At 48.2% G+C, this 26,341-nt stretch carries 25 protein-coding genes; 17 read left to right on the top strand and 8 right to left on the bottom strand.

Features of this window, described 5'->3' with window-relative positions; genetic code table 11:
* The first annotated feature begins 204 nt into the window (after positions 1–204).
* Positions 205–615, top strand: a complete 411-nt coding sequence (gene mutT, locus IQE94_RS14885) for an 8-oxo-dGTP diphosphatase MutT (RefSeq protein ID WP_212720600.1) — start codon at positions 205–207, stop codon at positions 613–615.
* A 9-nt stretch (positions 616–624) separates the two neighbouring features.
* Here the strand turns inward: mutT and IQE94_RS14880 are convergent, their stop codons facing one another.
* Together IQE94_RS14880 and IQE94_RS14875 are read right to left on the bottom strand one after the other, a co-directional pair.
* Positions 625–1,203: a ribonuclease HII gene (locus tag IQE94_RS14880; protein ID WP_212722040.1), complete on the bottom strand. Its 579-nt coding sequence runs from the start codon at positions 1,201–1,203 to the stop codon at positions 625–627.
* A gap of 83 nt (positions 1,204–1,286) precedes the next feature.
* Entirely contained in the window at positions 1,287–3,311 is a 2,025-nt protein-coding gene (locus IQE94_RS14875; protein ID WP_223342231.1) for an Rne/Rng family ribonuclease, read from the bottom strand.
* Between the two features lie 176 nt (positions 3,312–3,487).
* On the opposite strand from IQE94_RS14875, the gene IQE94_RS14870 reads away from it, so the two are divergent.
* Positions 3,488–3,643 (top strand): hypothetical protein, encoded by a 156-nt coding sequence (locus IQE94_RS14870; RefSeq protein WP_212720604.1) that lies wholly within the window; start codon positions 3,488–3,490, stop codon positions 3,641–3,643.
* Between the two features lie 317 nt (positions 3,644–3,960).
* Here the strand turns inward: IQE94_RS14870 and IQE94_RS14865 are convergent, their stop codons facing one another.
* A complete protein-coding gene (locus IQE94_RS14865) occupies positions 3,961–4,926 on the bottom strand; it encodes an SPFH domain-containing protein (protein WP_212720609.1) in 966 nt (321 codons plus the stop codon).
* Positions 4,927–5,068: 142 nt separating this feature from the next.
* On the bottom strand, positions 5,069–5,746 hold the full coding sequence (locus IQE94_RS14860; RefSeq protein ID WP_223342230.1) for a hypothetical protein: 678 nt from the start codon (positions 5,744–5,746) through the stop codon (positions 5,069–5,071).
* Between the two features lie 224 nt (positions 5,747–5,970).
* Here IQE94_RS14860 and IQE94_RS14855 point away from each other — a divergent pair, with 224 nt between their 5' ends.
* The 3 genes from IQE94_RS14855 to IQE94_RS14845 all read left to right on the top strand — a co-directional run bounded on the left by IQE94_RS14855 (position 5,971) and on the right by IQE94_RS14845 (position 8,973).
* On the top strand, positions 5,971–7,665 hold the full coding sequence (locus tag IQE94_RS14855; protein ID WP_212720613.1) for a transglutaminase domain-containing protein: 1,695 nt from the start codon (positions 5,971–5,973) through the stop codon (positions 7,663–7,665).
* Between the two features lie 180 nt (positions 7,666–7,845).
* Positions 7,846–8,490, top strand: a complete 645-nt coding sequence (locus IQE94_RS14850) for a HEAT repeat domain-containing protein (RefSeq protein WP_212720615.1) — start codon at positions 7,846–7,848, stop codon at positions 8,488–8,490.
* A gap of 108 nt (positions 8,491–8,598) precedes the next feature.
* Positions 8,599–8,973, top strand: coding sequence for a sulfite exporter TauE/SafE family protein (locus IQE94_RS14845; protein WP_190597327.1), 375 nt, complete (start codon positions 8,599–8,601; stop codon positions 8,971–8,973).
* A gap of 173 nt (positions 8,974–9,146) precedes the next feature.
* Here IQE94_RS14845 and IQE94_RS14840 read toward each other — a convergent pair whose 3' ends face one another.
* The 3 genes from IQE94_RS14840 to gmk form a co-directional block, all read right to left on the bottom strand.
* On the bottom strand, positions 9,147–10,406 hold the full coding sequence (locus IQE94_RS14840) for a glycosyltransferase (RefSeq protein WP_223342229.1): 1,260 nt from the start codon (positions 10,404–10,406) through the stop codon (positions 9,147–9,149).
* A 53-nt stretch (positions 10,407–10,459) separates the two neighbouring features.
* Positions 10,460–11,791: a histidine phosphatase family protein gene (locus tag IQE94_RS14835; RefSeq protein ID WP_223342228.1), complete on the bottom strand. Its 1,332-nt coding sequence runs from the start codon at positions 11,789–11,791 to the stop codon at positions 10,460–10,462.
* A gap of 66 nt (positions 11,792–11,857) precedes the next feature.
* Complete coding sequence (gmk, locus tag IQE94_RS14830) at positions 11,858–12,445, bottom strand: guanylate kinase (RefSeq protein WP_223342227.1); 588 nt, start codon at positions 12,443–12,445, stop codon at positions 11,858–11,860.
* 251 nt (positions 12,446–12,696) lie between these two features.
* Between gmk and IQE94_RS14825 the strand changes: the two genes are divergently transcribed.
* Both IQE94_RS14825 and IQE94_RS14820 read left to right on the top strand, forming a co-directional pair.
* Positions 12,697–14,259 (top strand): efflux RND transporter periplasmic adaptor subunit, encoded by a 1,563-nt coding sequence (locus IQE94_RS14825; protein ID WP_223342226.1) that lies wholly within the window; start codon positions 12,697–12,699, stop codon positions 14,257–14,259.
* A 32-nt stretch (positions 14,260–14,291) separates the two neighbouring features.
* The gene (locus tag IQE94_RS14820) at positions 14,292–14,855 is read left to right on the top strand and encodes an NUDIX hydrolase (protein ID WP_212720629.1); all 564 of its coding nucleotides are present in this window, start codon (positions 14,292–14,294) and stop codon (positions 14,853–14,855) included.
* A 5-nt stretch (positions 14,856–14,860) separates the two neighbouring features.
* Here the strand turns inward: IQE94_RS14820 and IQE94_RS14815 are convergent, their stop codons facing one another.
* Complete coding sequence (locus tag IQE94_RS14815) at positions 14,861–15,613, bottom strand: hypothetical protein (protein ID WP_212720630.1); 753 nt, start codon at positions 15,611–15,613, stop codon at positions 14,861–14,863.
* 154 nt (positions 15,614–15,767) lie between these two features.
* On the opposite strand from IQE94_RS14815, the gene purL reads away from it, so the two are divergent.
* From purL to IQE94_RS14765, 10 genes are all read left to right on the top strand, one after another.
* A complete protein-coding gene (purL, locus tag IQE94_RS14810; RefSeq protein ID WP_370630544.1) occupies positions 15,768–18,086 on the top strand; it encodes a phosphoribosylformylglycinamidine synthase subunit PurL in 2,319 nt (772 codons plus the stop codon).
* Between the two features lie 148 nt (positions 18,087–18,234).
* Positions 18,235–18,639 (top strand): IS630 transposase-related protein, encoded by a 405-nt coding sequence (locus IQE94_RS14805; protein ID WP_223341982.1) that lies wholly within the window; start codon positions 18,235–18,237, stop codon positions 18,637–18,639.
* Positions 18,599–19,129: an IS630 family transposase gene (locus IQE94_RS14800; RefSeq protein WP_223343185.1), complete on the top strand. Its 531-nt coding sequence runs from the start codon at positions 18,599–18,601 to the stop codon at positions 19,127–19,129. Before IQE94_RS14805 ends, IQE94_RS14800 begins: the two co-directional genes overlap by 41 nt.
* 84 nt (positions 19,130–19,213) lie before the next feature.
* Entirely contained in the window at positions 19,214–20,524 is a 1,311-nt protein-coding gene (locus IQE94_RS14795) for an IS701 family transposase (RefSeq protein WP_223341782.1), read from the top strand.
* Between the two features lie 127 nt (positions 20,525–20,651).
* Positions 20,652–21,983, top strand: a complete 1,332-nt coding sequence (locus tag IQE94_RS14790; protein WP_223342224.1) for an HNH endonuclease — start codon at positions 20,652–20,654, stop codon at positions 21,981–21,983.
* Positions 21,984–22,080: 97 nt separating this feature from the next.
* Positions 22,081–22,320: a DUF2442 domain-containing protein gene (locus tag IQE94_RS14785; RefSeq protein ID WP_212720634.1), complete on the top strand. Its 240-nt coding sequence runs from the start codon at positions 22,081–22,083 to the stop codon at positions 22,318–22,320.
* A 154-nt stretch (positions 22,321–22,474) separates the two neighbouring features.
* Positions 22,475–22,807 (top strand): co-chaperone YbbN, encoded by a 333-nt coding sequence (locus tag IQE94_RS14780; RefSeq protein WP_223342223.1) that lies wholly within the window; start codon positions 22,475–22,477, stop codon positions 22,805–22,807.
* An 89-nt stretch (positions 22,808–22,896) separates the two neighbouring features.
* On the top strand, positions 22,897–23,733 hold the full coding sequence (gene dapB, locus IQE94_RS14775) for a 4-hydroxy-tetrahydrodipicolinate reductase (protein ID WP_212720637.1): 837 nt from the start codon (positions 22,897–22,899) through the stop codon (positions 23,731–23,733).
* Between the two features lie 233 nt (positions 23,734–23,966).
* Positions 23,967–24,512, top strand: coding sequence for a nucleoside monophosphate kinase (locus IQE94_RS14770; protein WP_223342222.1), 546 nt, complete (start codon positions 23,967–23,969; stop codon positions 24,510–24,512).
* A 251-nt stretch (positions 24,513–24,763) separates the two neighbouring features.
* Complete coding sequence (locus IQE94_RS14765) at positions 24,764–26,305, top strand: glycine betaine ABC transporter substrate-binding protein (protein ID WP_223342221.1); 1,542 nt, start codon at positions 24,764–24,766, stop codon at positions 26,303–26,305.
* The last annotated feature ends 36 nt before the right edge of the window (positions 26,306–26,341 follow it).

Genomic DNA, 26,341 nt, shown 5'->3' with positions numbered 1-26,341 from the left:
GGGCTAATTGGCCTATGGCCCATAGGGGTCAGACCTAAATTGATTTTGGGTTTGACCTCCCCAAGGCCCCTGATAACAAATCAATGAACTGCAATTGTTTGGCCCAACTTAACCAACTGACATCATCCCGATCCCCTGGGTATCCTAACTTAGGGGATTTGCTTTGTTATTTACTCCAAGTTTTTATTCATACTGTTTTTTCCCATGGCCCATTCTTTCCCCCATAAACAAATTGGCGTAGCGGTAATTATCAATGACCAGGGCCGGGTATTGATCGATCGCCGTCCGGTGGGGGGATCCTTTGGCGGGCTATGGGAATTTCCTGGGGGTAAACTAGAGCCGGGGGAAACCGCTGCCGAATGTATTGCGCGGGAAGTGCGAGAAGAAATTGCCATTGAAGTGGCAGTGGGGGAATCTCTGATTACCATTGACCATAGCTATCCCCAGGTACGGCTCACTTTATACGTCCATCTTTGTCAGTATCTATCGGGGCAACCCCAAACCATTGCCTGTGAAGAAGTGCGCTGGGTGGCGATCGCTGATTTGGGGGAGTATCGTTTTCCCAAAGCCAATGGGGAAATTATTCAGGCCCTGCGCCAAAAGTTTCTCAAATAATCGGGCCACTCAATCCAGGTTTTCAATAATTTTGCGACAAAAAAGCGGGCGGTGTAGAGGAGTCGTACCATACTGCCTTAACCCTAGGCGATGTTTCGCTGTGCCGTAACCCTTATTACTGGCCAGATCGTAACCGGGAAAACGCTCTGCTAAACGGGTAATTAAACTATCCCGCCAAACCTTAGCTAAAATGCTGGCGGCCCCAATTAGTAAGGATTTGTCGTCTCCGCCGGTAATGGCCATTTGGGCAGAAGCAATGTGGGGTAAAGTTAAAGTGTCTCGCCCATCTACCAACACATAGGCCGGCATAACAGGCAATTTTTGCACCGCCCTCTCCATGGCCAATAGACTAGCTTGACGAATATTAATCCGGTCAATGGTGGGCACATCGGCAAAGCTAATGCCGTGGCTGTGGAGATAGGGGGGCAATACCTGGGCAAACTGGACACGACGTTGGGGAGACAGTTTTTTACTATCCTTCACCCCCAAAGCCTGTAATTGGTTAATGGCTTCGATGGGAACCAGCACCGCCGCCGCCACCACTGGCCCAAATAAAGCTCCCCGCCCCACTTCATCCACCCCGGCCACCAGGCGATCGCCGGATAGTCCTTGGCTCTCTTGCCACCATTGGCGATCGTTGTAACAACTGGGGGAGTAAATCAAGCTAATACCTACTCCGCCGAAGAACGCCGGCGTCTTCTGCCAGGACGTTTTTTCGTTTCCGTGGGAGCAGACACCTCTGCCACCGCAGCAGATGAAGCTTCATTATTAAGTTGGGGCAAGTCAACTTTTTCCTGAGCTACCGTTGCGTTCGCTGGTTGCTCAATAACTGGGGCTGTGACCTCAGATGTAATCGTCGGTCCATCACTGGAGGCGTCATCGGGACTATTATCGCCATTGTCCACCGCTGTAATGATGGTATTAACCTGACTGCCATTACCATTAATGTTTTCCTCCGGGGCCGTCGTACCCGCAGTAACCACCGAGACCACAAAGGAGCGGGGATCCTGATCGGCGTATTCCGTTTTGACCAGAGGAGAAATTCCCATGCGGGCATAAATGTCCTGTTCCAAAGTTGTCATAGTGACATCCACCGGAACCAAAGTTTTTTCCACTCTACGGGACGGCCGCTCACGGCGGGGAGGCGCAGTGCCACTGGCCTTTTCCTTGGTAGGGCTGGGGTTAGTACTCTTACTGCGGGCAACCCCCACGGACTTAGTATTTTCCTTTTCAGAAAAATCCGAGCCTCGACGACGGCGACGACGACGGTTATTATCCCGATCGCCTTGCTCTTGATAATTAGGATGGAAAAGTAAGTCTAGGGGGCTAGATATTTTTGCTTCTTCCTTCTTCGGCGGCTCACTAACCTTGACAGTGGGGGGAGAGAGAATTGGTTTTTCTACCAACCGGGGGGGAATGCTACTGCTGACCGCGGTGGGAACCAAGGAAACAAAACCCTTCTCTCCAGGGAGTTCCACCAAATGGCCTAAACCACCACACTCAGGACAGGGTTGCCCGAATAGTTCATATAAATTCTGCCCCTGGCGCTTACGGGTCAACTCCACTAGCCCCAACTCCGTCAACTGGGCAATCTGGGGCCGAGCCTTATCCGTTTCCAAACAACGGTTAAAATGCTCCAAAAGTTGCAACTGGTCCTTATGGGAATCCATATCAATGAAATCGATAATGATCACCCCGCCAATGTTTCTCAGTTTTAACTGCCGTGCAATTTCCGTAGCCGCTTCATAGTTAGTCCAGAGCACCGTTTCCCGGGAATTAGCCGAATGGGTAAAGGAACCAGAGTTAACGTCAATGACCGTCAAAGCTTCCGTCGGTTCAATGATTACATAACCCCCCGAAGGCAGATCCACCCTGGGCTTGAGGGCCTCCCGAATAGTGGCATTGACCCGGAAATACTCCAGAATACTGAGGGATTCTCGGTGACAATCAATTAAAACCCCCTCCGGCAAACGACCTTGATCCCAGTTCATCAACTGTTGTTTGATCTGTTTCATCCCCGCCGGGGTATCCACCACAATGCGATTCACTTCGTCAGAATACATATCCCGCAGCACTCGTTTGATGAAATCATCATCCCGGTCTAGGAGCATGGGGGCACTACGGGTCATGGCCTGTTGTTGCACCAATTCCCATTGCTTTTGCAGATTTTCTAAATCTTCGATAATCGCATCTTCCGGCACATCTTCCGCTTCTGTCCGTACCAGCAGTCCCATGCCCGGTGGCTTAATCAACACCGCCAAAGCCCTTAAACGACTACGTTCCTCCTCCCGGTTAATGCGACGGGAAAGATTAACGCCGCGGCCATAGGGCATCAACACCATGTAACGCCCTGGCATACTGATGTTTCCAGTCAGACGGGGTCCTTTGTTCCCGGTAGGTTCCTTCATCACCTGCACCAACACCCTCTGTTGGGGAGCTAAAAGTTCCGAAATGGAACCGGCGGTGCGTCTTAATCTAACTGGGCCTAGGTCACTGACGTGGATAAAGCCATTTTTCTCGGTGTCCCCAATGTTAATAAAAGCGGCGTCAATGCTAGGCAGAATATTGTCAACTAAGCCTAAATAAATATCTCCCACCTGTTGGCTGCCCGTGGACACCACCAATTCTTGAATTTGATCCTTCCAAAAAACAGCAGCAACCTGATGTTTTTCAGCAATGACAATTTGTTTTGGCATAAATATATTCCTCAAAAGGCCAACCCAAAGCCGTCCCAGTGGTGTGGACAGGGGCAAGGTAGCCTACAGAAAAATGTTGTAATGTTGGACATGGGGTGAACTAAATATTTTCCTCTCTAGGGTCAACCTACCCTCTAGCCCAGTAAACTATTTCCGTCATCCCCGTTGCTATAGTTGTGACCGTTTTTTGCCACCACAGCTTCCTGATAGGGTATGAACAGGGAATTTTGGGGGGCATGGATTACGGTCAGATTGCTGGAGCAAGTCGTAGATATTCCCAGGGAAACGCCCAGGGGACAGCCGCCCATCGCACGGACGGGGGAAATAGATAGGCAAGAGTATTGGAGGCAGTTTAAGACGGAAAAAACTATCTGTTTTTCTGCACCGCAAGAACGACAACCGGTAACGATTAGAAAAGAAGAATCGGGGGCTGCTTACGGCGATTCACTACAGGGGCATAACTTTTGCTGGTTATCCCTGGACCAACGCCAATGATTACATTGGACATCGACCTCGAGGGGTTGGAGTCCCTCTCAAAATAACCCGGGCATTGTCAAAAGAAATAAACCTAATGCCCGAGAAATTTAAACTGAATATAACCTGAAATGGTAGCCTTTAGCAAGAAGCCTCGGCCCTCCAGGCCAGTTGCCTACCCAGCCCGATGACGATCCACTTTATCCAAGGCCGCCTCTAATCCTTCATCCAGGGCACCATCTCCCACAATGGACCGCACCCCTTCCAAGGTGGAAATGATGTTGCGGGGATCGAGGAACATTACCTTACTGCTGTCGCTACTGCCGATCGCCGTACCCATATTGAGGTATTGCTGGGCCAGGAGAAACTGCAGGGCTTCCCTGGCATGGTTATCAGAACCCAATTTTTCCGTAAGGATACTGAGGGCCTCCGCTGTAGCCTTAGCTTCCAACACTTTTTTCTGTTGTTCCGCCTCTGCATTGAGGATAGCCGCTTTTTTCTTAGCCTCCGCTTCTAACACCCGAGCTTGGGCATCCCCCTGGGCGGAGTTGATGGCAGAATCCCGTTGACCTTCGGAAGTGAGAATAGCCGCCCGTTTTTTTCTCTCTGCGGTCATTTGCAGTTCCATGGAATCCAACACTGCTTTAGAAGGCATAATGTCTCGTAATTCCACCCTAGTAACTTTTACCCCCCAAGGGTCAGTGGAAATATCCAGTTCCCGCAGTAGTAATTCATTAATTTCCGTCCGGGCAGTGAAGGTTTGATCCAACTCAAGCTTGCCAATTTCAGAGCGGATTTGGGTCAACACCAAGTTCACCATGGCGGACTGTAAATTTTCCACCTTGTAATAGGCTTTCTCCATATCGATAATGCGCCAATAGACCACAGCATCGGCGGTGATGGCCACATTGTCTTTGGTAATACAGGACTGGGGGGGAATGTCGATGACCTTTTCCCTGGTGGTTTGCTTAAAAACGACCCGATCCAAAATAGGAACCGTAAAATTCAGCCCTGGGGTAAGTTTTTTGTTGTAACTTCCCAGCCGTTCCACTAGAAATTCATTTTTTTCATTAACAATTTTGACCGAAGTACCGATCGCCGATCCGAAGAAGACGAGAAAGAAGAGAAAAAAGGCTTCCATGATTTAGCTCCGCTGTAACTGGGGAAAGGGGAAAGTTGGGGACAATGTCAGTAAAATCAACAATCAATCAGTGAAAAAAGACGAAAGGGTAGAAAATTTGCTCTATGGATTCCCCCATTTGCCGGAGGGTGTGATGGGAGGGCTAGAGTTGAATTTGAAATTGATCTACGGGGGGTTGGAAAGGCTCGTCTTGGTCCCCGGGTAACTCCTGACTAGGCAAATCCTGGATATGAATTTCCTGTCGTTGCTGTTCGTTGAGGGTGATGGGTTCAAGGGTTCCCTCTCCACTATTCAACTGGTACGCTTCCGAAACCAGGGCACTGGGGCAACATTGGGGGTCTCCCTGCTGGTGCTTCAACACGTTGAGGCGGATTTGGCCATTTTTAATTACTAAACTTTGTACCCGCACCCGATCGCCGAGGAAATAGGTGTTGGGATTGGCGATCGGTCCGTCGGGGCCATCGGTCACTACGGCGAGGTAAATCAATTCTTCCGGGCCCACCGCACTGCCCCAGCGTAAAATCACCGCCGCGTCCTGGTCGCCGTCTTGGTCAACGTCCCCAATGGCAATGGGCTTAATCAAATTGAGATTAAAAGTTCCGCCGGTAAACACACCGTTGTTGAGGGGGTAGGTACCTTGGTCGGGAATGTTGTAGCTCAGGTTTTTTAACACATCCACCGTCAAGGGGGCAGAGCTGTTCTGGGTGATCGTCAGGGGGGGGCTCATCAAAGGGGTTGCCATTACCAGGGACCCCAGGGCCTCCCCTCCCACCAGGGCAGTGAGTAAACCTAAACTTATTGAACCGATCCTATTAGCCATTGTCTCAATCCTTTTGGAAATTTCTCTGAACATTGTGCCCAGACAGAAGCACTTTCCCAGGGCAAAAGGACAGTTTCGCAGTGGTTTTTGTTGCCCTCTTTTCCATTCTAAAGGCATGGTAGCACGACCCCTGGGAACAGTAGCAGGGGAACGTTCGTGGTGAGCATCTGCCCCACCTAGGCCTTTGTTAAGCTGTAGAATTGCCTAAACTGTCCTGCCGTCTAGTGTCTATGGTTGTCGATTCTGTGCCCGATTTATCTACTTTTGTGGGAAAAACCATTCGTCCCGTGGCCGCCGTTTCCATCCATGGCATTGTCTTCGACGGAGATCGTCTGTTGGCTGTGGACAGCAAAAATGGTTACCTGTTGGAAATCGATCCCTACACCAACAACACTAAGTTACTCAACGGTCAGTACTGGCAGGAATTTATCGGAGCCACTGGCCTGGCGATCGCCGACGGGCAGCTATGGTTTAGCTCAGGACAGTATGTTTACACCTGTAATCTGGAAGGGGAAGACCTGAAGCCGGAGGTATTTGCCTGGTTTGACGACCCGGTCAATGGGGTAGCCATCTGGGGCAGCACTGTGTACATCACCTGCCATAAGCGGGGCCACATTTTGGTGTATGGCAGGGACACCCGCAAGCTAGTGGCCACTTTTTACAGTCCCGGCATCGGCGTGGAAAACATTACCGTGCGGGGGGAAGAACTGTGGGTCTGTGACAGTGCCGAACAAAGTGTTTATTGCCTCGATCGGGCCACCGGGGAAATTAATTTTAGCCTGATTACTCCCTTTGAAAGCCCCACTGGCCTGGCTTTTTACAACGATCAAGCTGGAGAAAAAGCAACCCTCTATGTGGCCTATGTGCAACAGGAACCCTACGTCCGGGATAACCCCAACGCCGATCCCAACCACGAGTTGATGTATCGGGAAACCACCTTCATCCATCCCCTCTATTTCTACAACGACACCCACAAGCGTTGTACCTTTTCCAACGGTTACTTGGTGGAGATGCGCTACGTTGAGGAACTGGCCCCCCTGGACCCTGTTGATTTAAAACAGGTGGAATGGCGCATGGCCCTGCCAGCGGAAACTCCCCGGCAAAGAATTCGCAAAATCGAATCGGTGGGTTTACCCTTTAGCCGCATTGATGACGTCAACGGGCAAAAGGTCGCTGTGTTCGAGTTTGACAAGCTTGATCTAGATAGTCGAGCCGTGTTTGGCTGGCGGGTAGAAATGGAAGTATGGGGGATTAAATATCGACTGAAACCCAGTGATTGCGAGTACCTTCCCGCCTTACCTGAAGGCTTTGCTGACCGTTACCTAGTGGATAACGATAACCTGAGCATGGAAACCGATATTATTATCCGGGCCGCGGCCGAGGCGATCGGTCGGGAAACCAACATCCTTCGTAAGATGTTTAATATCCGGAACTACGTCTACGACCGCCTTTCCTACGGCATTAAACCCCACATTGATACTCCTGACTTAGCCCTACGGCGGGGGGTGGGTTCCTGCGGGGAATACGTGGGGGTCTTGTTAGCCCTGGCCCGTTTGAATGGTATTGCCTGTCGCACCGCTGGCCGCTACAAATGTCCGCCCCATCCCCTCCAGCGTAATTTGCCCATGGAACCGGACTTCAACCATGTTTGGTTTGAATTTTATCTGCCCGGCATCGGTTGGTTGCCTATGGAATCTAATCCTGACGACACCAATGATGGTGGCCCGTACCCCACCCGTTTCTTTATGGGTCTGGCTTGGTACCACGCTGAAACCGCCAAGGATGTGCCCTTTGAGCAGCTACTGAGTCAGGGTATTCCCGTCAATAAACAGGTGGTTTCCATTGGCGAACTGGCCATCAACCATGTGCAATTCACCATCTTGGAGGAACTAGACCCGGCGGTGCATTTAGCCGATTAATTTAATTTAACTTTGGTGAGAGGGAAACTTCCTTCCCTGTCTACGAGGTGGTGCTGGGAATATTCCCCCGTATTCCCCCGCTCCTCAATGCCAGGTATTTACAGAGATGTTAGGGCCGAAGCAATGTTATGGTGATTCACTGTCAGTAGCATAGGTAGCGTAGGCTTCAGGGGCTAAACCATGGAGGATAATAGCGTCATAACTCCGGAAATTGAACAATTAATCCAAGCAGTGGAAACCGCAGACTCGGCGGCCAAGTTAGTGGGGGCAGTGCGAGCCCTGGCGGCCACCCGATCGCCGTTGGCAGTACCCCAATTGACCACGGTGTTGCGTTACAACAATCCAGGGGCAGCGGTGGCGGCGGTGGATGGGCTGATCCAAATCGGGGACGCGGCCATGGCCCACTTGCTGGCCAATATGGATGGCTACAATTATGGCGCTAGGGCCTGGGCCACCAGAGCCTGTGCCGGCATTGGTGATCCGAGAGCATTGGCTTTGTTGCAGGAAGCGGCCCTGACGGATTTTGCCCTCAGTGTGCGGCGGGCGGCGGCCAAGGGACTAGGTTTTCTCCGCTGGCAATCCCTACCCCAGGAAGAACAAGAGACAGTACAAAAAGCTATTTACGACACCCTGGTCCAAGTTTGTGAGGATCCCGAATGGGTGGTGCGCTACGGGGCGATCGCCGCTTTGGAAAATTTAGCTCAACAAGCGCCCAGTTATCGTCAACCCTTACAAAATTTTCTCCAGTCTTTGGTGGCCGAGGAACCGGAGGCGATCGTGGGGGAACGCATTCTTTTGGCCCTGGAAAATATCAGCCCGATGTAAACCCTGTAGAGCACATTTAAGCTTCCACTGCAGGGATTGTCAAAACCTAGACCCAGATTGGCCATACACTGGAACGAAAAATTTCCTAATTAATCTCATCCAGCAACGATGGCCATCAACACTTTTACCATTGTCAGTTTTATTGCCCTAGGTTTAATGGCCGGCTTTGCCAGCGGCCTCATTGGCATCGGCGGCGGGTTGGTTATTGTACCAGTGCTAGTGTTTGGTTTTGGTTTTACCCAACATTTAGCCCAGGGCACTACCCTCGCCCTCATGGTGCCCCCCATCGGTCTGGCGGCGGCCTGGACCTACTACCAAAAGGGGGACGTGGACATCAAAGTAGCCGTGCTAATTTGCCTGGGATTTGTCCTTGGTAGTTTGTTTGGTGCCAGGGTGGCCACCAACATTTCCAATGAATTGCTGGGGCGTATTTTTGGCGGAGCGATGTTGGTTATTGCCCTCAAAATGATTTGGGGCAAATAGTTTGGATGGGCATGACCTCCCCTGGGGGAACTTTAAATGGTTTTCCTAAGCCTCCGCCCACACCAAATTGTCCGTCGTCATCGTACCCACGAACTTTCCTCTTTTTTTCTACCGCTTGCCCGACTATTCCACCACCAAGGAGCAAGATTTTCCACTGCCAGAATTGTTGAAATTTAGCGAATCCCCCCCGCTGTCACCTGTTCGATAATATCCGCCGCCTTGGTAACACCTCCAGCAGTTTTAATTGCTTGTTGAAGCCGCAGAGCATTTCTTTTGTAGGAATCTTCAGTGAGAACTTTTTCAAGGGCCGTCCGCAGATTATCCACATTCAATTTACTTAAGGGAATAAATTCCCCCACTCCAGCCCAGGCAATTCGGGCCGCCACGGCTGGTTGATCATTGGCAATGGGAATGGCCACCATGGGCACTGCGTTATTGAGACATTCCAATGTGGTGTTGAGGCCGGCATGGGTAATGGTAAGAGCTGTTCTTTGCAAAAGTTCCAGTTGGGGGGCGTAATTAACAACAAGGGGATTACCAGGTAGTAGGGGCATAGATTCCAAATCAGCTCCCCCCAGAGAAATAACCAATTGGGCATCTAGGCCTACGCAGGCTTCGGCAATGGTTTTAAAGGTGCCCATTAACTGATTTTGAATCGTACCCAGGGAGGCATAAATTAGGGGTTTATCGGTGAGTTTGTCCCAGGAAAAATCGGGCACATCTCGCCCCACCGCGCTGTGAAATGGGCCAGTGAAATGGAAATGGGCTGGTAAGCATTGTCGAGGAAATTCAAATGCTGCCGGTTGCTGACTAATTTGCGCTAATGGGGAATAACGATCATTGGGACTGAATTGGCGGGGTAAATTCCAGCGATGACGATAATCATTAATCAATTCCGTAATTGGTTTGGTGGCCCGATCCAAAAGTGCATAGCCAAGGCGATTCCGCAGTTGCCCCAACCAGCTAGGATTGTATGGCCAAGGGGTGGCACAGGGGGGGATAGTGGGCTCACGATTAAGCACCACAGCACTACAGATTGTGACAAAAGGAATGCCGAGGTAATCGGCAATGGTGCCCCCTTCCTGGGAAACTTGATCGACCAATAAAACTTCCACACCAGCCTTGGTTATCACCTCAGGGGCTTCCTTAAAAAAGGCTTCTGTTTTTTTGGTGATCATGGCCACAGTGCATTGCAATGCCTTCAGCCCACTGAGTTTCCCCAACCTGGCCATAAACTCTATTTGGGCTCCCAAGGGAAATTCCCCTATGGCGATCGCCTGAAAATCCAGACCGGCCGCTAGGGTTTTAGCCTGGGCGTCCAACACCCCAAACATGGTCACGGTATGGCCCCGCTGTTGCAGCTCCTTGCCTAAGGGCAACATGGTGTTGAGGTGCCCCGTTGTCGCTGGACAGAGTAGGCCGAAGTGAGTCATGGCAAAAAGTAGTTAGGGAACCAATGGGAGCATCACCTGCCCATTCAACAGGTCTATAGGGCCCCGGCGGCGGTCTGATCCAACACTGTCCCCAAATGGCCCATTAAGTTAATGGCTTGAATAACCGGGGGTTTATCCAAACCCTGGGGATAATCAATGACGCTCACCCCGCCATTACCCTGCTTAACTTGCCAAAAATGGGCTGGGGACAGTCCCAACAAATAAGCCAAAATGACTTTGTTAATGGCATCATGGGCTACCACAATGCCCACGGTGGAGCCATCTCCCTGACTGTAGAATTTGACCCGATCCTGCCAACAGGCGATCGCCCGGTCCCAGACCTGTTGCAAATTTTCCCCTTCTGGCATTTGCACTGTGGCGGGGGCATCCTTCCACTGTTGCAATAAGCCGGGATATTCCGCTTCAATTTCCGTTTCTAGTTTCCCTTCCCATAGCCCATGGCAAATTTCCGCCAATTCTGGTTGTAAATCGAGGGCGACAGCGGGATGATATTGCAGAATAATTTCCGCCGTTTCCTTGGGCCGGGCCATGGGACTGCTAATGCCCAGGTTAATGGTCACCTCCTTGAGAAACTCCGCTGCCTTTTGAGCTTGGTTTTTACCGTTTTCGTTCAACGGAATATCCCGAATGCCCTGGAAACGTCCTTCCCGATTCCATTGGGTTTCCCCATGGCGAATGAGCAGCAACCGCAGGCGATTATTCTCCTTACGGGGAGGGGGGAGGGGGACTCCCATGTGGGCCGTTTGGTTGAGGGATTCTAGTTGCACTGGATCGCCCCAGCCACCGCTAAAGTTCAACACGTTAATGTTGCAGTTAGACTGTTGCAGGCGCTGGTAATGGGAAGCGGGCATGCCAATGGCACTCATTAATAGGCAACGGTTAATGCCGTTGTGGGCCACAATCAACAAGGTTTGCCCGGCCGCATTGGCCAACACATCCTGCCAAAACCTTTGGGCCTGGGCGTAGAGGGCCGCAACGGGGTAATACTCGGCCCCATCCACCGTCATGGCCAGTTGATCGGGAGCTTCATGCCAAAGACAGTATTCCACCGGATATTGATTGGCCACATTCTCCTTAGTCATTTTTTCCCAGAGGGGCAGATTGACCTCCAATAAATTTTCGCTGGGGATCAATGCCGGGGGATGGGCAAAGCTGGCCTGGATGATCTGGCCGGTTTCCTTGGCCCGGCGTAGGGGACTGCAATAGATTTTGTCGATCGTCAGGGAGCTAAGGGTTTGACCGACTTTTTGGGCATCGGCCTTACCTTTGTCGGTGAGCACTGATAAATCACTGCGACCTTGAATCCGTCTTTCTGCGTTATAGGTGCTCTGCCCGTGGCGAACAATAATGACCCGAGTAGCCAATCCTCCTGCCTCCTGAACGATAAAATCAGACCAATTTTACAGGGTTGGGGTGGCAGTGGCCGTATTTTAATCCTGGGGGCGGTTTCCTTCGCCAATTAGACCAATTAAGTGGTTTAATGCTCGCTCCAAATCATCATTGACCAGTTGGTGATCAAATTCCCCCGCCGCTTGTAGTTCCTGCTGGGCCTGGGTTAAACGTTTGGCGATCGCCGTTTCACTGTCGGAACCCCGGCCCCGTAACCGTTCTTCCAACACCTCCACAGAGGGAGGCAAAATAAAAATTCGTCGGGCAGAGGGAAAAGTTTGTTTAATTTGCCGGGCCCCCAGTACTTCAATTTCCAACAACACAGTTTTGCCCTGGGCGATCTGGGCTTCCACCGGTTGCCTGGGGGTGCCGTAATAGTTGCCCGCATACTCAGCCCATTCCAGTAATTTTTCCTCCCCAATCCAAGTTTGAAACTCTTCCTTGCTTAAAAAATAGTAGGACCGCCCATCTTCCTCCCCGGCCCTTGGCGCTCGGGTAGTGGCGGAAATGGACAAAAACCAATGGGGATGCCGCTCCAGCAGTAGTTGCACCAACGTCCCCTTGCCTACCCCACTAGGGCCCGTTAGCACAATCAATTGTCCTTTTGCTTGGGTTTGGTCTGGGGCCATGGAGCTTAACAACTACTCAATAAAGAAGGTGAATAATTCTGAATAACCTTGGGGGAGGGATAGGGAAGCAAAAACTAAGGCGAGAGCAACAAAGGGGGGCAATGTTAAGCGCCCTTTTTAGTAGCAACAACCTTAAAATCCGCAAATACTCCCTAGGAACGAAGCGCCCCGGGGGAAATATCCGCTACCCTAGGGTTCTGTGTCCTTGTAAACTTTTCTTAAAGATTAGCCCATTTAGTCCCCCCTTACCCATGACTGAGCCCCCCGTACTGCACGAAACTCATCCGGAATCGGAAAAGGAACAAAGTATTGGTAAACAAAATTTGTCCTTTCAGCCCATTCCCCAAGCTTCCAAACCAGGCAAACGGCTCTGGCTAGTGATGGGGGCCTTACTTTTGTTGGGGGGCGGTGGTTATTGGTGGTTTCAGTCCCGTTCCGGTGGCCCTCCCGGAGGGGCCATGATGGGTCAAATGCCGCCAGCCCCTGTGAAGTGGCAGGTGTTAGAACCCACTGAGGTTAGGGATTTCACCACGTTGATGGGAACGTTGGAAGCGCCCAAGGGCATGGAAATTGATTCAGAAATTGATGGACGGGTTCAGGAAATTTTAGTCAGGGAAGGGCAACGGGTACAACAGGGGCAGGTTTTATTTCGCATTGACAACGATGTTCTGCAAACCCAATTGTTGGAAGCCCAGGCTAATTTGGCGGCGGAAAGGGCCCAATTGGCGGAGTTGGAAGCGGGCAGTCGTCAGGAAGACATTGCGGCGGCGGCGGCCCAGTTGCGTCAAGCTCAAACCCGTTTAGCCAATGCCAAGGGAGGCTCTAGCCCGGAAGAAATTGCCCAGGCCCAAGCCCAATTGAATTCCACCAAGGCGGCAGCGGAACTAGCCAGTGAGCGGGTGCGCCGATTTCGTAATCTGCGAGACCAAGGGGTTATTTCCCTCGATGCCTATGATCAACAACTGAAGGAAGAACGGCAGGCGATCGCCGATGTGGAAGCAGCCCAACGGCGGTTGCAACAGCTCAAACAAGCCCGCAGCTCCGATGTGGAAAGGTTAACGGCGGAAGTAGATGCCCAACAGCAAAATTTAAACCGTTTACGGGCGGGGGAACGGCCCGAAAGCATTGCCCAAGCTCGGGCCCGGGTGGGACAGGCCCTGGCCAGTGTGAAAACCTTGCAAGCCCGCCTAGGTAAGTCGGAAATTACCGCTCCCTTTGCTGGGGTAGTGGGGTATATTCCGGTGAAATTGGGGGATTACGTCCAGGCCGATGATGATTTGACTAATTTGACTGAAAATCAGCAGTTAGATTTAAATCTAGCCGTGCCCCTCGCCCAAGCCCCCCGGTTACGCCCTGGCCTGACCGTGGAAATCCTCGATGGCCAAGAAACGGCGATCGCCAGGGGGCAAATTAGTTTTGTCTCCCCCGATGTGGACAATGATGGTCAGAGTGTATTAGCCAGGGCCACCTTCAGCAACCAAGACCAAAAACTGCTCAACGGTCAGTTAGTACAAGCCCGCATCATCTGGGAGCAAGACACGGGGCTAGTGGTGCCCACCGTGGCCATCACCCGCATTGGCGGGGAAAGCTTTGTCTACGTAGTGCAAGAACAGGAAAATGAACAAACCGGGGAGCCGGGCTTAGTAGCCCAACAAAAAGCCGTTGACCTGGGCAGTATCCAGGGCAGTAATTACCAAGTTTTGTCGGGGTTGGCACCGGGCGATAAGGTTATCACTGCGGGGCTATTGAGAGTGCAGGACGGAGCTCCTATCCAGCCAGCACCAGCAGAAGACTCATCCAATCCCACTCCCTAGACACATCGTTCAAACATATTTTTTTGCTTAGTATGATTGCCCCAGATTCATCCCCCCGTCCTTTGGAAATTGCTCCAGTGCTCCAGCAAAAACTCTTTTACCGAGGACGTAAATTTAACTTTGACGTTAGTCGGAGGCAATTGCCCAACGGCGTGGTGGGAGACTGGGAACTAATCCAACACCCGGGAGGCGCCCTAGTGGTGCCTATTACAAACGAAGGTCAATTGGTGCTAGTGCGGCAATATCGTTTCGCTTTGGCGGGGCGGCTGTTGGAATTTCCGGCGGGCACCGTGGAAGTGGGGGAAAATCCAGCGGCAACTATTAGGCGGGAATTGGAGGAAGAAGCTGGTTACCGGGGCCACACCTGGCAGACCATTGGTCAATTTCCCCTCGCTCCGGGCTACTCCGACGAAATTATTTACGCTTATCTGGCCACAGACCTAGAAAAGTTACCCAATCCCCCGGCCCAGGACGAAGACGAAGATATTGAACTGGTATTAATGACATTTGACCAGTTTGAAACGGCGATCGCCAAAGGGGAAATGGTTGACGCCAAATCCATTGCCAGTTACTTCTGGATGCGTCATTTGCTTTGAAAACACTAAAATAAACGACGTTTAGCCGGGGGCGATTTTGGCGGAGCTGTGGCTGATTTTTTAACCGGCTTGGATGTACTGGTCTTGGGTTTAGGCGTTGACTTGCCGGCGGGTTTGCCTGGGCTAGACCGTCGTTGCATCGGCCCCAGGTCAGTGGCTTTTTCCAAAACTAGTTCATTGCCCTGCAGAGTGGCTTCCATATCCCAAAAACGCCGCAGGGGACGGCGACAAATTTCCCCTTCCGTATCCTTCAAAATTCCACTAATTTTTACTTTAAAAAACAAGGGTCGTTTACTAGGGGACTTGGGGGATTGGCGAATTTTCATCACAATGTTTTCCCTCGCCTGGGATACAAATACCACTTCCCCGCGGATGGAAAAATAGGGGTGATCTACTTTTGGACTAGGTAAACTGTTCGAGGCAGGGTCAGAGGCCGAGGTCAGACCAGGGCCAAGATTTTCCGGTTCCCATAATCCCGCCAATTGAAAATGGAGGTGATCATCCTTATCCCGCAGTCGGGGATAAACCACCCAAAAATGGGGATCTTCCAAGTTGACATGGCGTTTGAATAAACTGAAAGTTTTTCCTAATAACACTGACTCCACAATGTCACCGGTTTCCGTCACCAATATTCCCCGTTGACTGGATTCCTCGCTGGCATAGTAGCGCCCATATACCACACCGATCGCCCGGAATTGCTTGGGGTGACTAGGGGGAGAAATGGGATGCTGACGGGGCTGTAGCGCAGAATCGGCCATGGATGATCAAAGTCAGTTTTAAAAGTAATACAGTCTAGGCTGGGGGGCTAATGTGACGCCCGCTGGACACTAGGCACATTCTACCTTGAACTATCTAACCGGATTGTTTTTGGGCAATCTCAGATAAAATGAGCCTGGAATCCCTGACCCTTTTATTCTCCTTGCCATGACCGCCCCCTTTACCCCTGCCGAAATCGCCGCCGAAGGTATAAAACCCGATGAGTACCTGGATATTGTGCAACGGCTCGGCCGTCATCCTAACAAAGCTGAGCTTGGCATGTTCGGTGTTATGTGGTCAGAACATTGTTGTTATAAAAATTCCCGCCCCTTATTGAGTAGTTTTCCCACCGAAGGAGAACAAATTTTAGTAGGCCCTGGGGAAAATGCCGGAGTAGTGGATCTGGGAGATGGCCTGCAACTAGCTTTTAAAATCGAATCCCATAACCATCCCTCTGCAGTGGAACCATTCCAGGGGGCAGCCACCGGGGTGGGGGGGATTCTACGGGACATTTTCACCATGGGAGCCCGGCCGATCGCCATTTTAAACTCCCTTCGTTTTGGCAATTTGGACGATGCTAGGAATCGGCGCATTTTCACCGGGGTAGTGGACGGCATTAGCCATTACGGCAATTGTGTTGGCGTACCCACCGTGGGCGGAGAAATTTATTTTGATCCAGCCTATTCCGGCAATCCCTTAGTCAACGCCATGGCCTTGGGCTTGATGGAAACGGAAGAAATTGTCAAAGCTGGGGCTTCCGGGGTAGGCAATCCAGTTTTATATGTCGGTTCCACCACGGGGCGGGATGGCATGGGGGGAGCCAGTTTTGCCAGTGCTGAGTTGACGGATCAGTCCATGGACGATCGTCCAGCGGTGCAGGTGGGGGATCCATTTTTAGAAAAATCCTTGATTGAAGCCTGTTTGGAAGCCTTTAAAAGTGGGGCAGTGGTGGCGGCCCAGGACATGGGGGCAGCCGGTATCACCTGTTCTACGGCGGAAATGGCGGCCAAGGGAGGCGTAGGCATTGAGCTGGATTTAGACAAAATTCCGGTGCGGGAAACGGGCATGGTGCCCTACGAATATCTCCTATCTGAATCCCAGGAACGGATGTTATTTGTGGCGCAACCGGGGCGGGAACAGGAATTAATCGACATTTTTCACCGTTGGGGTTTGCAGGCAGTGGTGGCAGGGCAAGTAATTGCTGACCCCATTGTGCGGATCTTTTTCCAAGGGGAAATTGCGGCGGAAATTCCGGCCACAGCCCTGGCGGACAATACTCCTATCTACCATCATCAGTTGTTAGACCAAGCCCCGGACTATGCCCAACGAGCTTGGCAGTGGCAGGAAAATACTTTACCCAAGGCGGCGATCGCCGGGATTGACATTGCAGGGCAAAAGCAAAGCTGGAATGAAGTGTTGTTAACCCTGTTGGATAGTCCCACCATTGCTTCCAAGTATTGGGTGTACCGTCAGTACGACTATCAAGTGCAAAACAACACGGTGATAGTGCCCGGTGGGGCCGATGCGGCAGTGGTGCGGGTTCGTCCCCTGGATGCCAAGCCCGAGGAATGTGTGATTGGGGTGGCGGCCACTACGGATTGTAATGCCCGTTACGTTTACCTCAACCCCCTCGAAGGAGCCAAGGCGGCAGTGGCAGAAGCGGCCCGTAATCTAAGTTGTGTGGGGGCAGAACCCCTGGCGGTAACGGACAATTTAAACTTTGGTAGTCCTGAAAATCCGGTGGGCTATTGGCAACTGGCCCTAGCCTGTGAGGGCATTGCAGAGGGCTGTCGGCAGTTGAACACGCCGGTAACCGGGGGCAATGTCAGCCTTTATAACGAAACATTGGATTCCAACGGTAAACCCCAACCCATTTATCCGACGCCGGTCATTGGCATGGTGGGACGGGTAGAAAATATCAATCAAGTTGTTGGCCAAGGTTGGCGCAATTCGGGGGATGGCATTTACTTGCTAGGTAGTAATGACGGCAATACCCTGGGGGGATCAGAATATTTGGCTGTTGTTCATCACACCGTTGCTGGTCAGCCACCCCACGTCGATTTTGATCTGGAAAAAGCAGTGCAACAGGCCTGTCGTCATGGCATTGCCCAGGGATGGGTAAACGCAGCCCACGATTGTGCGGAAGGAGGTTTATCGGTAGCCCTAGCAGAAATGGCGATCGCCGCTCAGTTGGGGGCAGAAATTAATCTATCTGATTCCGAGCAAAGATTGGATAACTTACTGTTTGGAGAATCTGCCAGTCGCATTGTGGTGGCAGTGGCACCGGCCAATCAGTCCGACTGGGAATCCTATTTAACTAGTCAATCTTTCCCCTGGCAAAAATTAGGTGTGGTGGGTAGTGAACAGGGCAATCTAACCCTTTTAGATGGCCAAAATAACCCTCTGATTGATTTACCAGTTTCCGCCCTAACCGAACCTTGGCAAACGGCGATCTCTAATCGATTAAGGCTTTAGAAGTCAATATTTTAGAAGGATTGGTGGTACAAAAGTTATTTGACTTAATTTATCCAGGCTCAAAGCATTTGAAAAACTCTCTTTATGTTTCTCAATCCTCTTTTGTTGAGAACCTATAGCAAAGATTGCTAAGGTTAGGACATAATGTATGGAAAGAGTTAGGAAAAAAGCGATGCCAGCCCCCTACAGTGTAGATCTAAGAGAGAAAGCGGTAAGTGCAGTAGAAAAAGGAGAGAAGAAAAGCCATGTCTGCCGAACACTGAACATTAGTCGCAACACCTTAGACCTATGGATAAAAAAGAAGAAAGAAACAGGAAGTGTAGCCGCGAAGAGAGATTATGAGCGTGGTCCACGACCGAAAATAGATGATTTGGATAAATTCAGAGAATTTGCGGAGGAGAACGGTCATTTAACGCAAAAACAAATGGCAGAAAAATGGCCAGAGCCTGTAAGTAGAATAAGAATAAGTAAGGCTCTAAAGAAAATAGGGTTTACTAGAAAAAAAAACTTATATTTACAGGGAAATAGAAGAGGAAGAGAGAAAGGCATTTGAAGATGAAATCAAGCAATATGCGGCAGAAAAACTGATTTATATGGATCAAGCCGGTCTAGATGACACTCTAGACTACCCCTATGGGTACTGTCATAAATCAGAGAGATTAAAGGCGAGCAAATTAGGACATAGAACCAAGAGAGTCAGCATAATAAGTTGTTGGTGGAATGGAACAACAATAGCTCCAATGATATTTGAAGGATACTGTAACGCTCAAGTAGTATGCACGTGGATAGAAGAAATGTTATTACCAGAGTTAATACCAGGTCAGATACTAATCATGGATAATGCAAGCTTTCATCCGAAAGAAAGAATAAAGGCATTGGTAGCAAAAGCTGGGTGTGAGGTTATATTTTTACCACCATATTCACCAGACTTGAACAAAATTGAGAAGTTCTGGGCGAGACTAAAACGTTATGTTTCCCAACTTGTTAGTAATGGAGAATCGCTGATTTCTGCATTGGATATAGCGTTGAGAGAACTGTCCTAACTATCTCGTCATTTGCTATAGCCCTCTTCCGTCAGACTGAGGGAATTAAAATGGAGATAAAAGGCTGAAAAGCGCGGAGGGAGAATGACAAAGACAAGAGAGGCGAAAAAGACAGTACAGTGTGTAGACACATATAGTGAACTGTATAAAGATATATTTCCAGAAGTGAGGTCTTATGAGTCATTTAAATATATCATTGTGGGAATATTAAGTGATATAAAAAGAAAGAGTTTACCTGCAATAGCATCATCACTAGGATTGAAAAATGAACAGGGATTACTGCATTTCATGACAGATTCTCCTTGGGAATTAAAAGAATTAGAAAAAAGAAGATTAAATATTATCTTAGAAGTTTTAGAAGGAAGAGAAATAATAGTAATAATAGATGAAACAGGAGACCCCAAAAAAGGGAAAACAACAGATTATGTAAAAAGACAATATATTGGAAATTTAGGAAAAATAGAAAGCGGTATAGTGTCAGTAAATGCCTATGGTTACTGCAATGGAGTAACGTTTCCTCTAGAATCAAAAGTATTTAAACCAAAAGAAAGATTAAAAGAGGGAGATAAGTATAAAACAAAGCCGGAATTAGCAGTAGAGATAATAAAAGAACTAGAAGAAAGTGGTTTTAAAATAAAAAGAGTAGTGTCAGATAGCTTATATGGAGAAAGCCATAGCAATTTTATCAGTGCCGTAGAGGAATTAAAAATAGAATATGCAGTGGGAATCCGGAGCAATCATGGGGTCTGGCTTCCAAAGGAAGCTAAAGTAAGGGCAAATAAGTGGAGGAGGTTTGAACATATAAGATGGGATGGAAAACAGGAAGATAGGTATATCAGAGAAATAGTTTATGGCAAAAAAAACGCAATAAGATATTGGGAAATTAAAACAGAAACAGAAAAAGAGGAGGAAAAAGCAGGATGGTTTGTAATGACTCGAATACCAGATATTAAATATAAAGAAGTTGGCAGAATATATGGGGTAAGGTCATGGATAGAATATGGATTTAAGCAATGCAAAAGTGAATTAGGATGGGCAGATTTTAGGGTAACTCATTATGAGCAAATTCAAAAATGGTGGGAATTAGTGATGTGTGCATATTGTATGATTTGTTTTTATGATGAGAATTTTAATCCGACTCTAAATTCAACGTCAAAGTATCATCAAAAGCATGAAAAATGGGATAAAGAAGAAGGGTGGAAAAAATGGCTAAACAACCTACGATTAGTGATCTCTGTATTTAATGCAATAAATCTTATCAAAAAGTGGTTAAAAGTATTTCCATTTGCCCATGTTTTGGATGAGTTAACTAAACTTTACAACAAGGTTGATAAGCTAGATCGATTAAAGTATTTGCTAAATTCATGGAATACATTCTATTCTTCTTCTGCCTAGATTGACGGAAGAGGGATAGTTTATTTTTTCTGTTCACCATGATAAATATATGAAATATTGTCAACTTTTCAAGAAAAAATCGAATTCGGTCATTTATGTCAATCACTATAAATAAACAATTGAGCTAATGGCTATTATAAATCCTTCTCATGTCAGTGAAATAGAGTTTGATCAGGATGATCTACATGTGTTTAACATTGAAGATGTGAAACAACGTGCTATTGCAATGAGGAGTCAGTTTTTTCCTCGATTAGAGCTATTGAGGAAAGAAAGCTTAGAGCTTGCAGCGAGCGTATATGGTATTGATCCTCTTGAAGGAATGGGAAGCATTTCTAGTCCTAACAATAGACAAGATGCTACAAAAAATAGAGGAGCAGAAAACGTTCGTGTTGGCATTTCGGGTAAAAGAAGAGATAAAAACGATTCACCATTGTCTATCAAAAATTCAAACGGCAAGCCAATTTATATTCATCCTTCTATGCTTGGCTTTGACATATATCCAGGAGAAGAGACATGTATAACTATAAATTTTTCACCCTTTTCTTTTTCGGTAGAGAAGGCCTTCGCCGAGAAAATATACGTAGAAATGCAATCTAATTTTGATTTGCTGAATAAAATTCTAACGAGTATTGAGGTTTGCTATAGCTTGCCCAACTATGACTATTCTAATGATTTTCATGATTTAATCAATACGAAAAAATTTAATTTATTAAACAAGAAAACCATTAAAAATACCCTTCTATTCGTAGATCCTTATTATTTCCCCGTCAATTTTAATGAAGGATTGGGGACACTCAAAATCGCCTTCGTTGGCTTGTATCCTCTATTACACTTATCCGTTTCAATTGCGGAAGGGAGAGAAACAAAATTTTCTACAATGCTTGAAAAGTTTTATGAATGGTATTCACAGGAAGAACAGAATGAGAACGAAAACTTAAGTGATTCTCTTAATGTAACTGAATCTAAAGAAATCTCTGATGATTTAGATAAAAACCATTGGATTTTGGCTGATAGAGAAGAAATTGAAGCTGAGTTAAATTTTGATCCACAAAATATTAAAGATGCTAGAAAACGAACAATGAAAGAGATTGTTCAACGTCAGGGTCAACCTAAATTTCGCTCCGAATTATTAGAGGCTTATGATAGAAGATGTGCTATTACAGGTTGTGATGCAGAGGCTGCATTAGAAGCCGCACACATAATTCCCTATTTGGGTGCTCAGACAAACTATGTTGCAAATGGTTTAATACTACGTGCAGATATTCATACTCTCTTCGATCTTCATTTAATTTCGATTAATCCAACAACTAAACAGGTTTTTGTTTCACAAGATCTTTTAGACACTTGTTATAAGGAAATCGATGGAATATTCATCAGACTTCCTGAAGATACTTCTGCTGTACCATCTTTTGAAGCTTTGGAACAACACTACAATAATTTCTTAAAGCTTTCTAGTTAAATTTATTGCATTCCAATTTCATTATCACCGATTTTTTTAAAAGCCTAGTCATTGATAGACGACGGAATTATTTTTTATAAAAATAGGATTCATATCTATGACTAACCTTGAAGTTACCCATATTTCCAACCATGGGATTTGGTTGCTGTCTGGGGATAATGAACTATTTCTGTCCTACGAGGATTTTCCTTGGTTTAAAGACGCCTCGGTAAAGCACATTCTTAACGTCACTGAGCCCACTGCCAATCATTTTTATTGGCCTGATCTGGACGTAGATTTGACCTTGGACATCATCAAACATCCCAAACTTTTTCCCCTAGTTTGTACTGACTCTTAATGAATTACCTAGGTAGTTCACAGACAACTTCACGGCGATCGCCCGTCGCTTGAGCTAGCAAAACCAGGGAGATCAGTTGGGCTCAGTCCTCCCTTTGGGGCCGAAAATGGTTGTAGCATGGGGAATAAGGGATCAGTCCGCTAGAAACACGCCCATGCTAGCCATTAACGAAGACAACTTTGATAATCTCGTTCTTCAATGCCCAAAACCGATTTTGGTTTACTTTGGGGCTCCCTGGTGTGGACTGTGTCACTTTGTCAGACCCCTACTCAATCACATCCATGGGGAATGGGGAGAACAACTTATCTGTGTGGAGGTCAATGCCGACGTTAACCTACATTTGGCCAACGCCTACCGCCTGAAAAATCTCCCCACCCTAATCCTGTTCAACCGTGGTCAGATTATCCAACGCTTAGAAGATTTTCGTGCTAGGGAAGACCTCCACCGTATTCGAGAGCAGATTGCCATTTCCATTTTTCCCTCCTAAGGCTGGCCGGTGCTTGCCCTCGGTTAACGCTTGTCCAACAATGGAGAAGTTAATCATTGTGATCAATTGTGGGTAAAGCTGGGGCAGTTATGGCTAATCAAGCTAATCAAGATTTAATTCCTGTGGTGGTAAACGGTGCGGCAGGAAAAATGGGTCGGGAAGTGATTAAAGCCGTAGCCCAGGCCCCCGATCTCCAATTGGTAGGAGCGGTGGACCACAATTCAGCCCTCCAGGGCCAAGACATTGGTGAAATAGTGGGCATTGGGCCATTGGAAGTTCCTGTCCTAGCTGATCTCCAGAGTGTGTTGGTTTTGGCCACCCAAGAAAAAATCCAAGGGGTGATGGTGGATTTTACCCATCCCAGTGGCGTTTATGACAATGTTCGTTCGGCGATCGCCTATGGGGTAAGGCCCGTAGTCGGCACCACCGGATTGAGCGATCAACAAATCCAAGACCTGGGGGACTTTGCCGAAAAAGCCAGTACAGGCTGTTTGATTGCTCCCAACTTCGCCATCGGGGTGCTATTGATGCAACAGGCCGCCGTGCAAGCTTGTCAGTACTTTGACCATGTGGAAATTATTGAATTGCACCATAACCAGAAAGCTGATGCCCCCAGTGGCACTGCCATTAAAACGGCCCAAATGTTGGCGGAAATGGGCAAAACCTTTAACCCAGCGGCGGTGGAGGAAAAGGAAACCATTGCCGGAGCCAAAGGGGGACTAGGGCCAGGGCAAATTCCCATCCACAGCATTCGTTTACCAGGGCTAATTGCCCACCAAGAAGTCCTATTCGGTTCCCCTGGGCAACTCTACACCATCCGCCACGACACCACTGACCGGGCCTGTTATATGCCGGGGGTGCTTTTGGGCATTCGTAAAGTGGTAGAACTGAAGGGTTTAGTTTACGGTTTGGAAAAACTACTTTAGGGTTAATGGCGCACCAGCATACCGAGACGATGAAAGCAAAAAGCCCCAGCGTTCTATGGTGTAAATTGAAAACCCAGTCAATTGAGCTAATTTAGAGGCAACGAGTCAAATTAATTAAACCTTGGCGGGGAAAACCCCCAACTTCAGCGGCAGCGGCGGGGGAAAAATCAACCAAATTATCCATCCATCATCTATCAACAGTCTTCAACCCATCAATAATTTGACCTTTAATTATGCGATTAGTTCTGCTCGGTGGCCCAGGGTCAGGGAAAAGTACCCAGTCCAATAACCTCAGCCAACAGCTTAATTTGTCGGTGATTTCCATGGGGGGCATTTTGCGTGATGCCATTACTAGCGCCACTCCCCTGGGCATCAAGGCCAAGTCCTATGTGGAAAAAGGGGACTTGTTACCAGATCCGATAATGATCGAATTCATTCAACAGAGGTTAGGGCAGGAAGATGGAGGTCAAGGCTGGATTGTGGAAGGTTATCCCCGCACTGCTTTCCAGGCAGAAGAATTGGACTTTTTACTCGAAGATTTAGGACAACCCTTAGATTGGGCTCTGCACCTAAAAATTGATGAAGCAACAATGGTGGAACGTTCCCTCAACCGTTCCTTGTTTGATGACCATCCCGAAGTTGTCACCAATCGCATTGGCAGGTTCCACGAGTACACCATTCCCCTGTTGGAATACTACGACGCGAAAAAAAAGTTACTGACAGTGAATGCACACCTTGAGGTTGATCAAGTAACAAAGCTGATTTTGTCCCAGTTTTAAGCTCAGTTTTGTCCGATTGGACAGCCTAAAATAGAAAATAATTATTGACACTATTCTCAATAGCGTTAGCTCAACTTAGCCCAAAATTCCATCGTGAGAATTGCTGTCATAAATGCCATTCCTGTGTCCGAGATTCCCCTCTAGTTTTATGGAGGCATTGCCAATAAAACGTAGTTATTCCCCCCAAAAGTTGCCAGCTTAGTTAGCCGGTTGTTGTTAAGTCAGGCTCACTTTCCACGTTTTTTAACCCAATGACCTCATTGACCAATCTCTGGCCCCAGCTCTTAACCCACACCCAAGAACATATTCAACTAGTGGCGATCGCCATGACGGTGGCAATTTTGATCGGTATTCCGTTGGGGGTAGTGATTAGTCGAGTGCCCCGCTTAGCCCAGCCGATTTTGATTTTTGCTAATGCGGCCCAGACTATCCCTAGTTTGGCCATGTTTGGTTTTTTGATTACGGTGCCATTATTGGGTGGTATTGGCCCCACCCCGGCGATTGTGGCCTTGGTGCTCTATGCTCTGTTACCCTTGATTCGCAATACGTATACGGGGTTAAAATCCGTTGATCCCGAACTAAAAGAAGCGGCCTTCGCGTTGGGCATGACCCCTCGACAGGTCTTAATTTATATCGAATTACCCTTGGCATTAACGGTCATTTTGGCGGGATTGCGGGTTGCCACGGTGATTTGTGTGGGAGTTGCCACCATTGCGGCGGCGATCGGTGGGGGAGGGTTGGGAGTGTTTATTTTTCAAGGCATTTCCTTGGTCAATAACCAATTGATTTTAGCCGGGGCGATTCCGGCCGCATTGATTGCTTTGATCGCCGATTGGGGCATTGGTTTACTTGAAAAACAACTTTCCCGCCGTGGCCCCCGCTTGTCCCGTTGGCAACGCAATTTACGCTGGGGAACGGTCGGTTTAGGGGGATTTCTGGGATTATCATTTTTGATCCATGCTCTCTGGTTTGGCAATCCGGCGGATATTACCATTGGCGCGAAAAATTTTACTGAGCAATACGTATTGGGAGAACTGCTTGCCCAGCAAATTGAAAATAAAACTAATTTGACGGTCAATCGCAGTTTTAATTTGGGGGGCACCAATATTGCCCACGAAGCAGTCAAGTCCGGAGCGATCGCCGGTTATGTGGAATATACAGGCACCGCTTACACAGTCATTTTGAAACAAAAACCTATTTCTAATGCAGAACAAGTTTACGAGACAGTTAAAAGAGATTATGCCAAAAAATTTCAGTTAACCGTTTTTCCTTCTTTGGGATTTGAAAACACTTTCGCGCTAATTGTGCGTCCCGCCGATGCCCAACGCTATGGTCTCAAAACTATTAGTGATTTAGTGCCTTTAGAAAATGAATGGCAGGCAGGGTTTGGTTATGAGTTTCTTAACCGTCCTGATGGCTACCCTGGTCTGAGTCGTACCTATGATTTGAAATTTACTAAACCGCCGATCGCCATGGATTTAGGCTTAATTTATACAGCCTTAACGGCAAACCAAGTTGATTTGGTGGCGGGTAATTCCACCGATGGGCAAATTTTCAAAAATAAGCTGGTTGTTTTGGCAGATAATAGACACTATTTTCCCCCCTATTATGCTGTGCCTATTTTCAATGACAAAATTCTCAAAACCTATCCTCAAATCCGACCAGCGATCAATGAATTAGCCGGAGTCTTGACCGCCACAGAAATTCAACAACTCAATTTACAAATGGATGAAGGCAACACCGACGTGACAAAGCTGGTGCAAGCTTTTTTGCAGACTAAAGGGTTAATTTGAGTGGCCAAGAACGTTGATCGCCCTTGCATCCACAGA

The sequence above is a fragment of the Synechocystis sp. PCC 7339 genome, assembly GCF_019924095.1.
Classification (GTDB): Bacteria; Cyanobacteriota; Cyanobacteriia; order Cyanobacteriales; family Microcystaceae; genus Synechocystis.
This window is presented reverse-complemented; position numbering and strand designations above follow the sequence as displayed.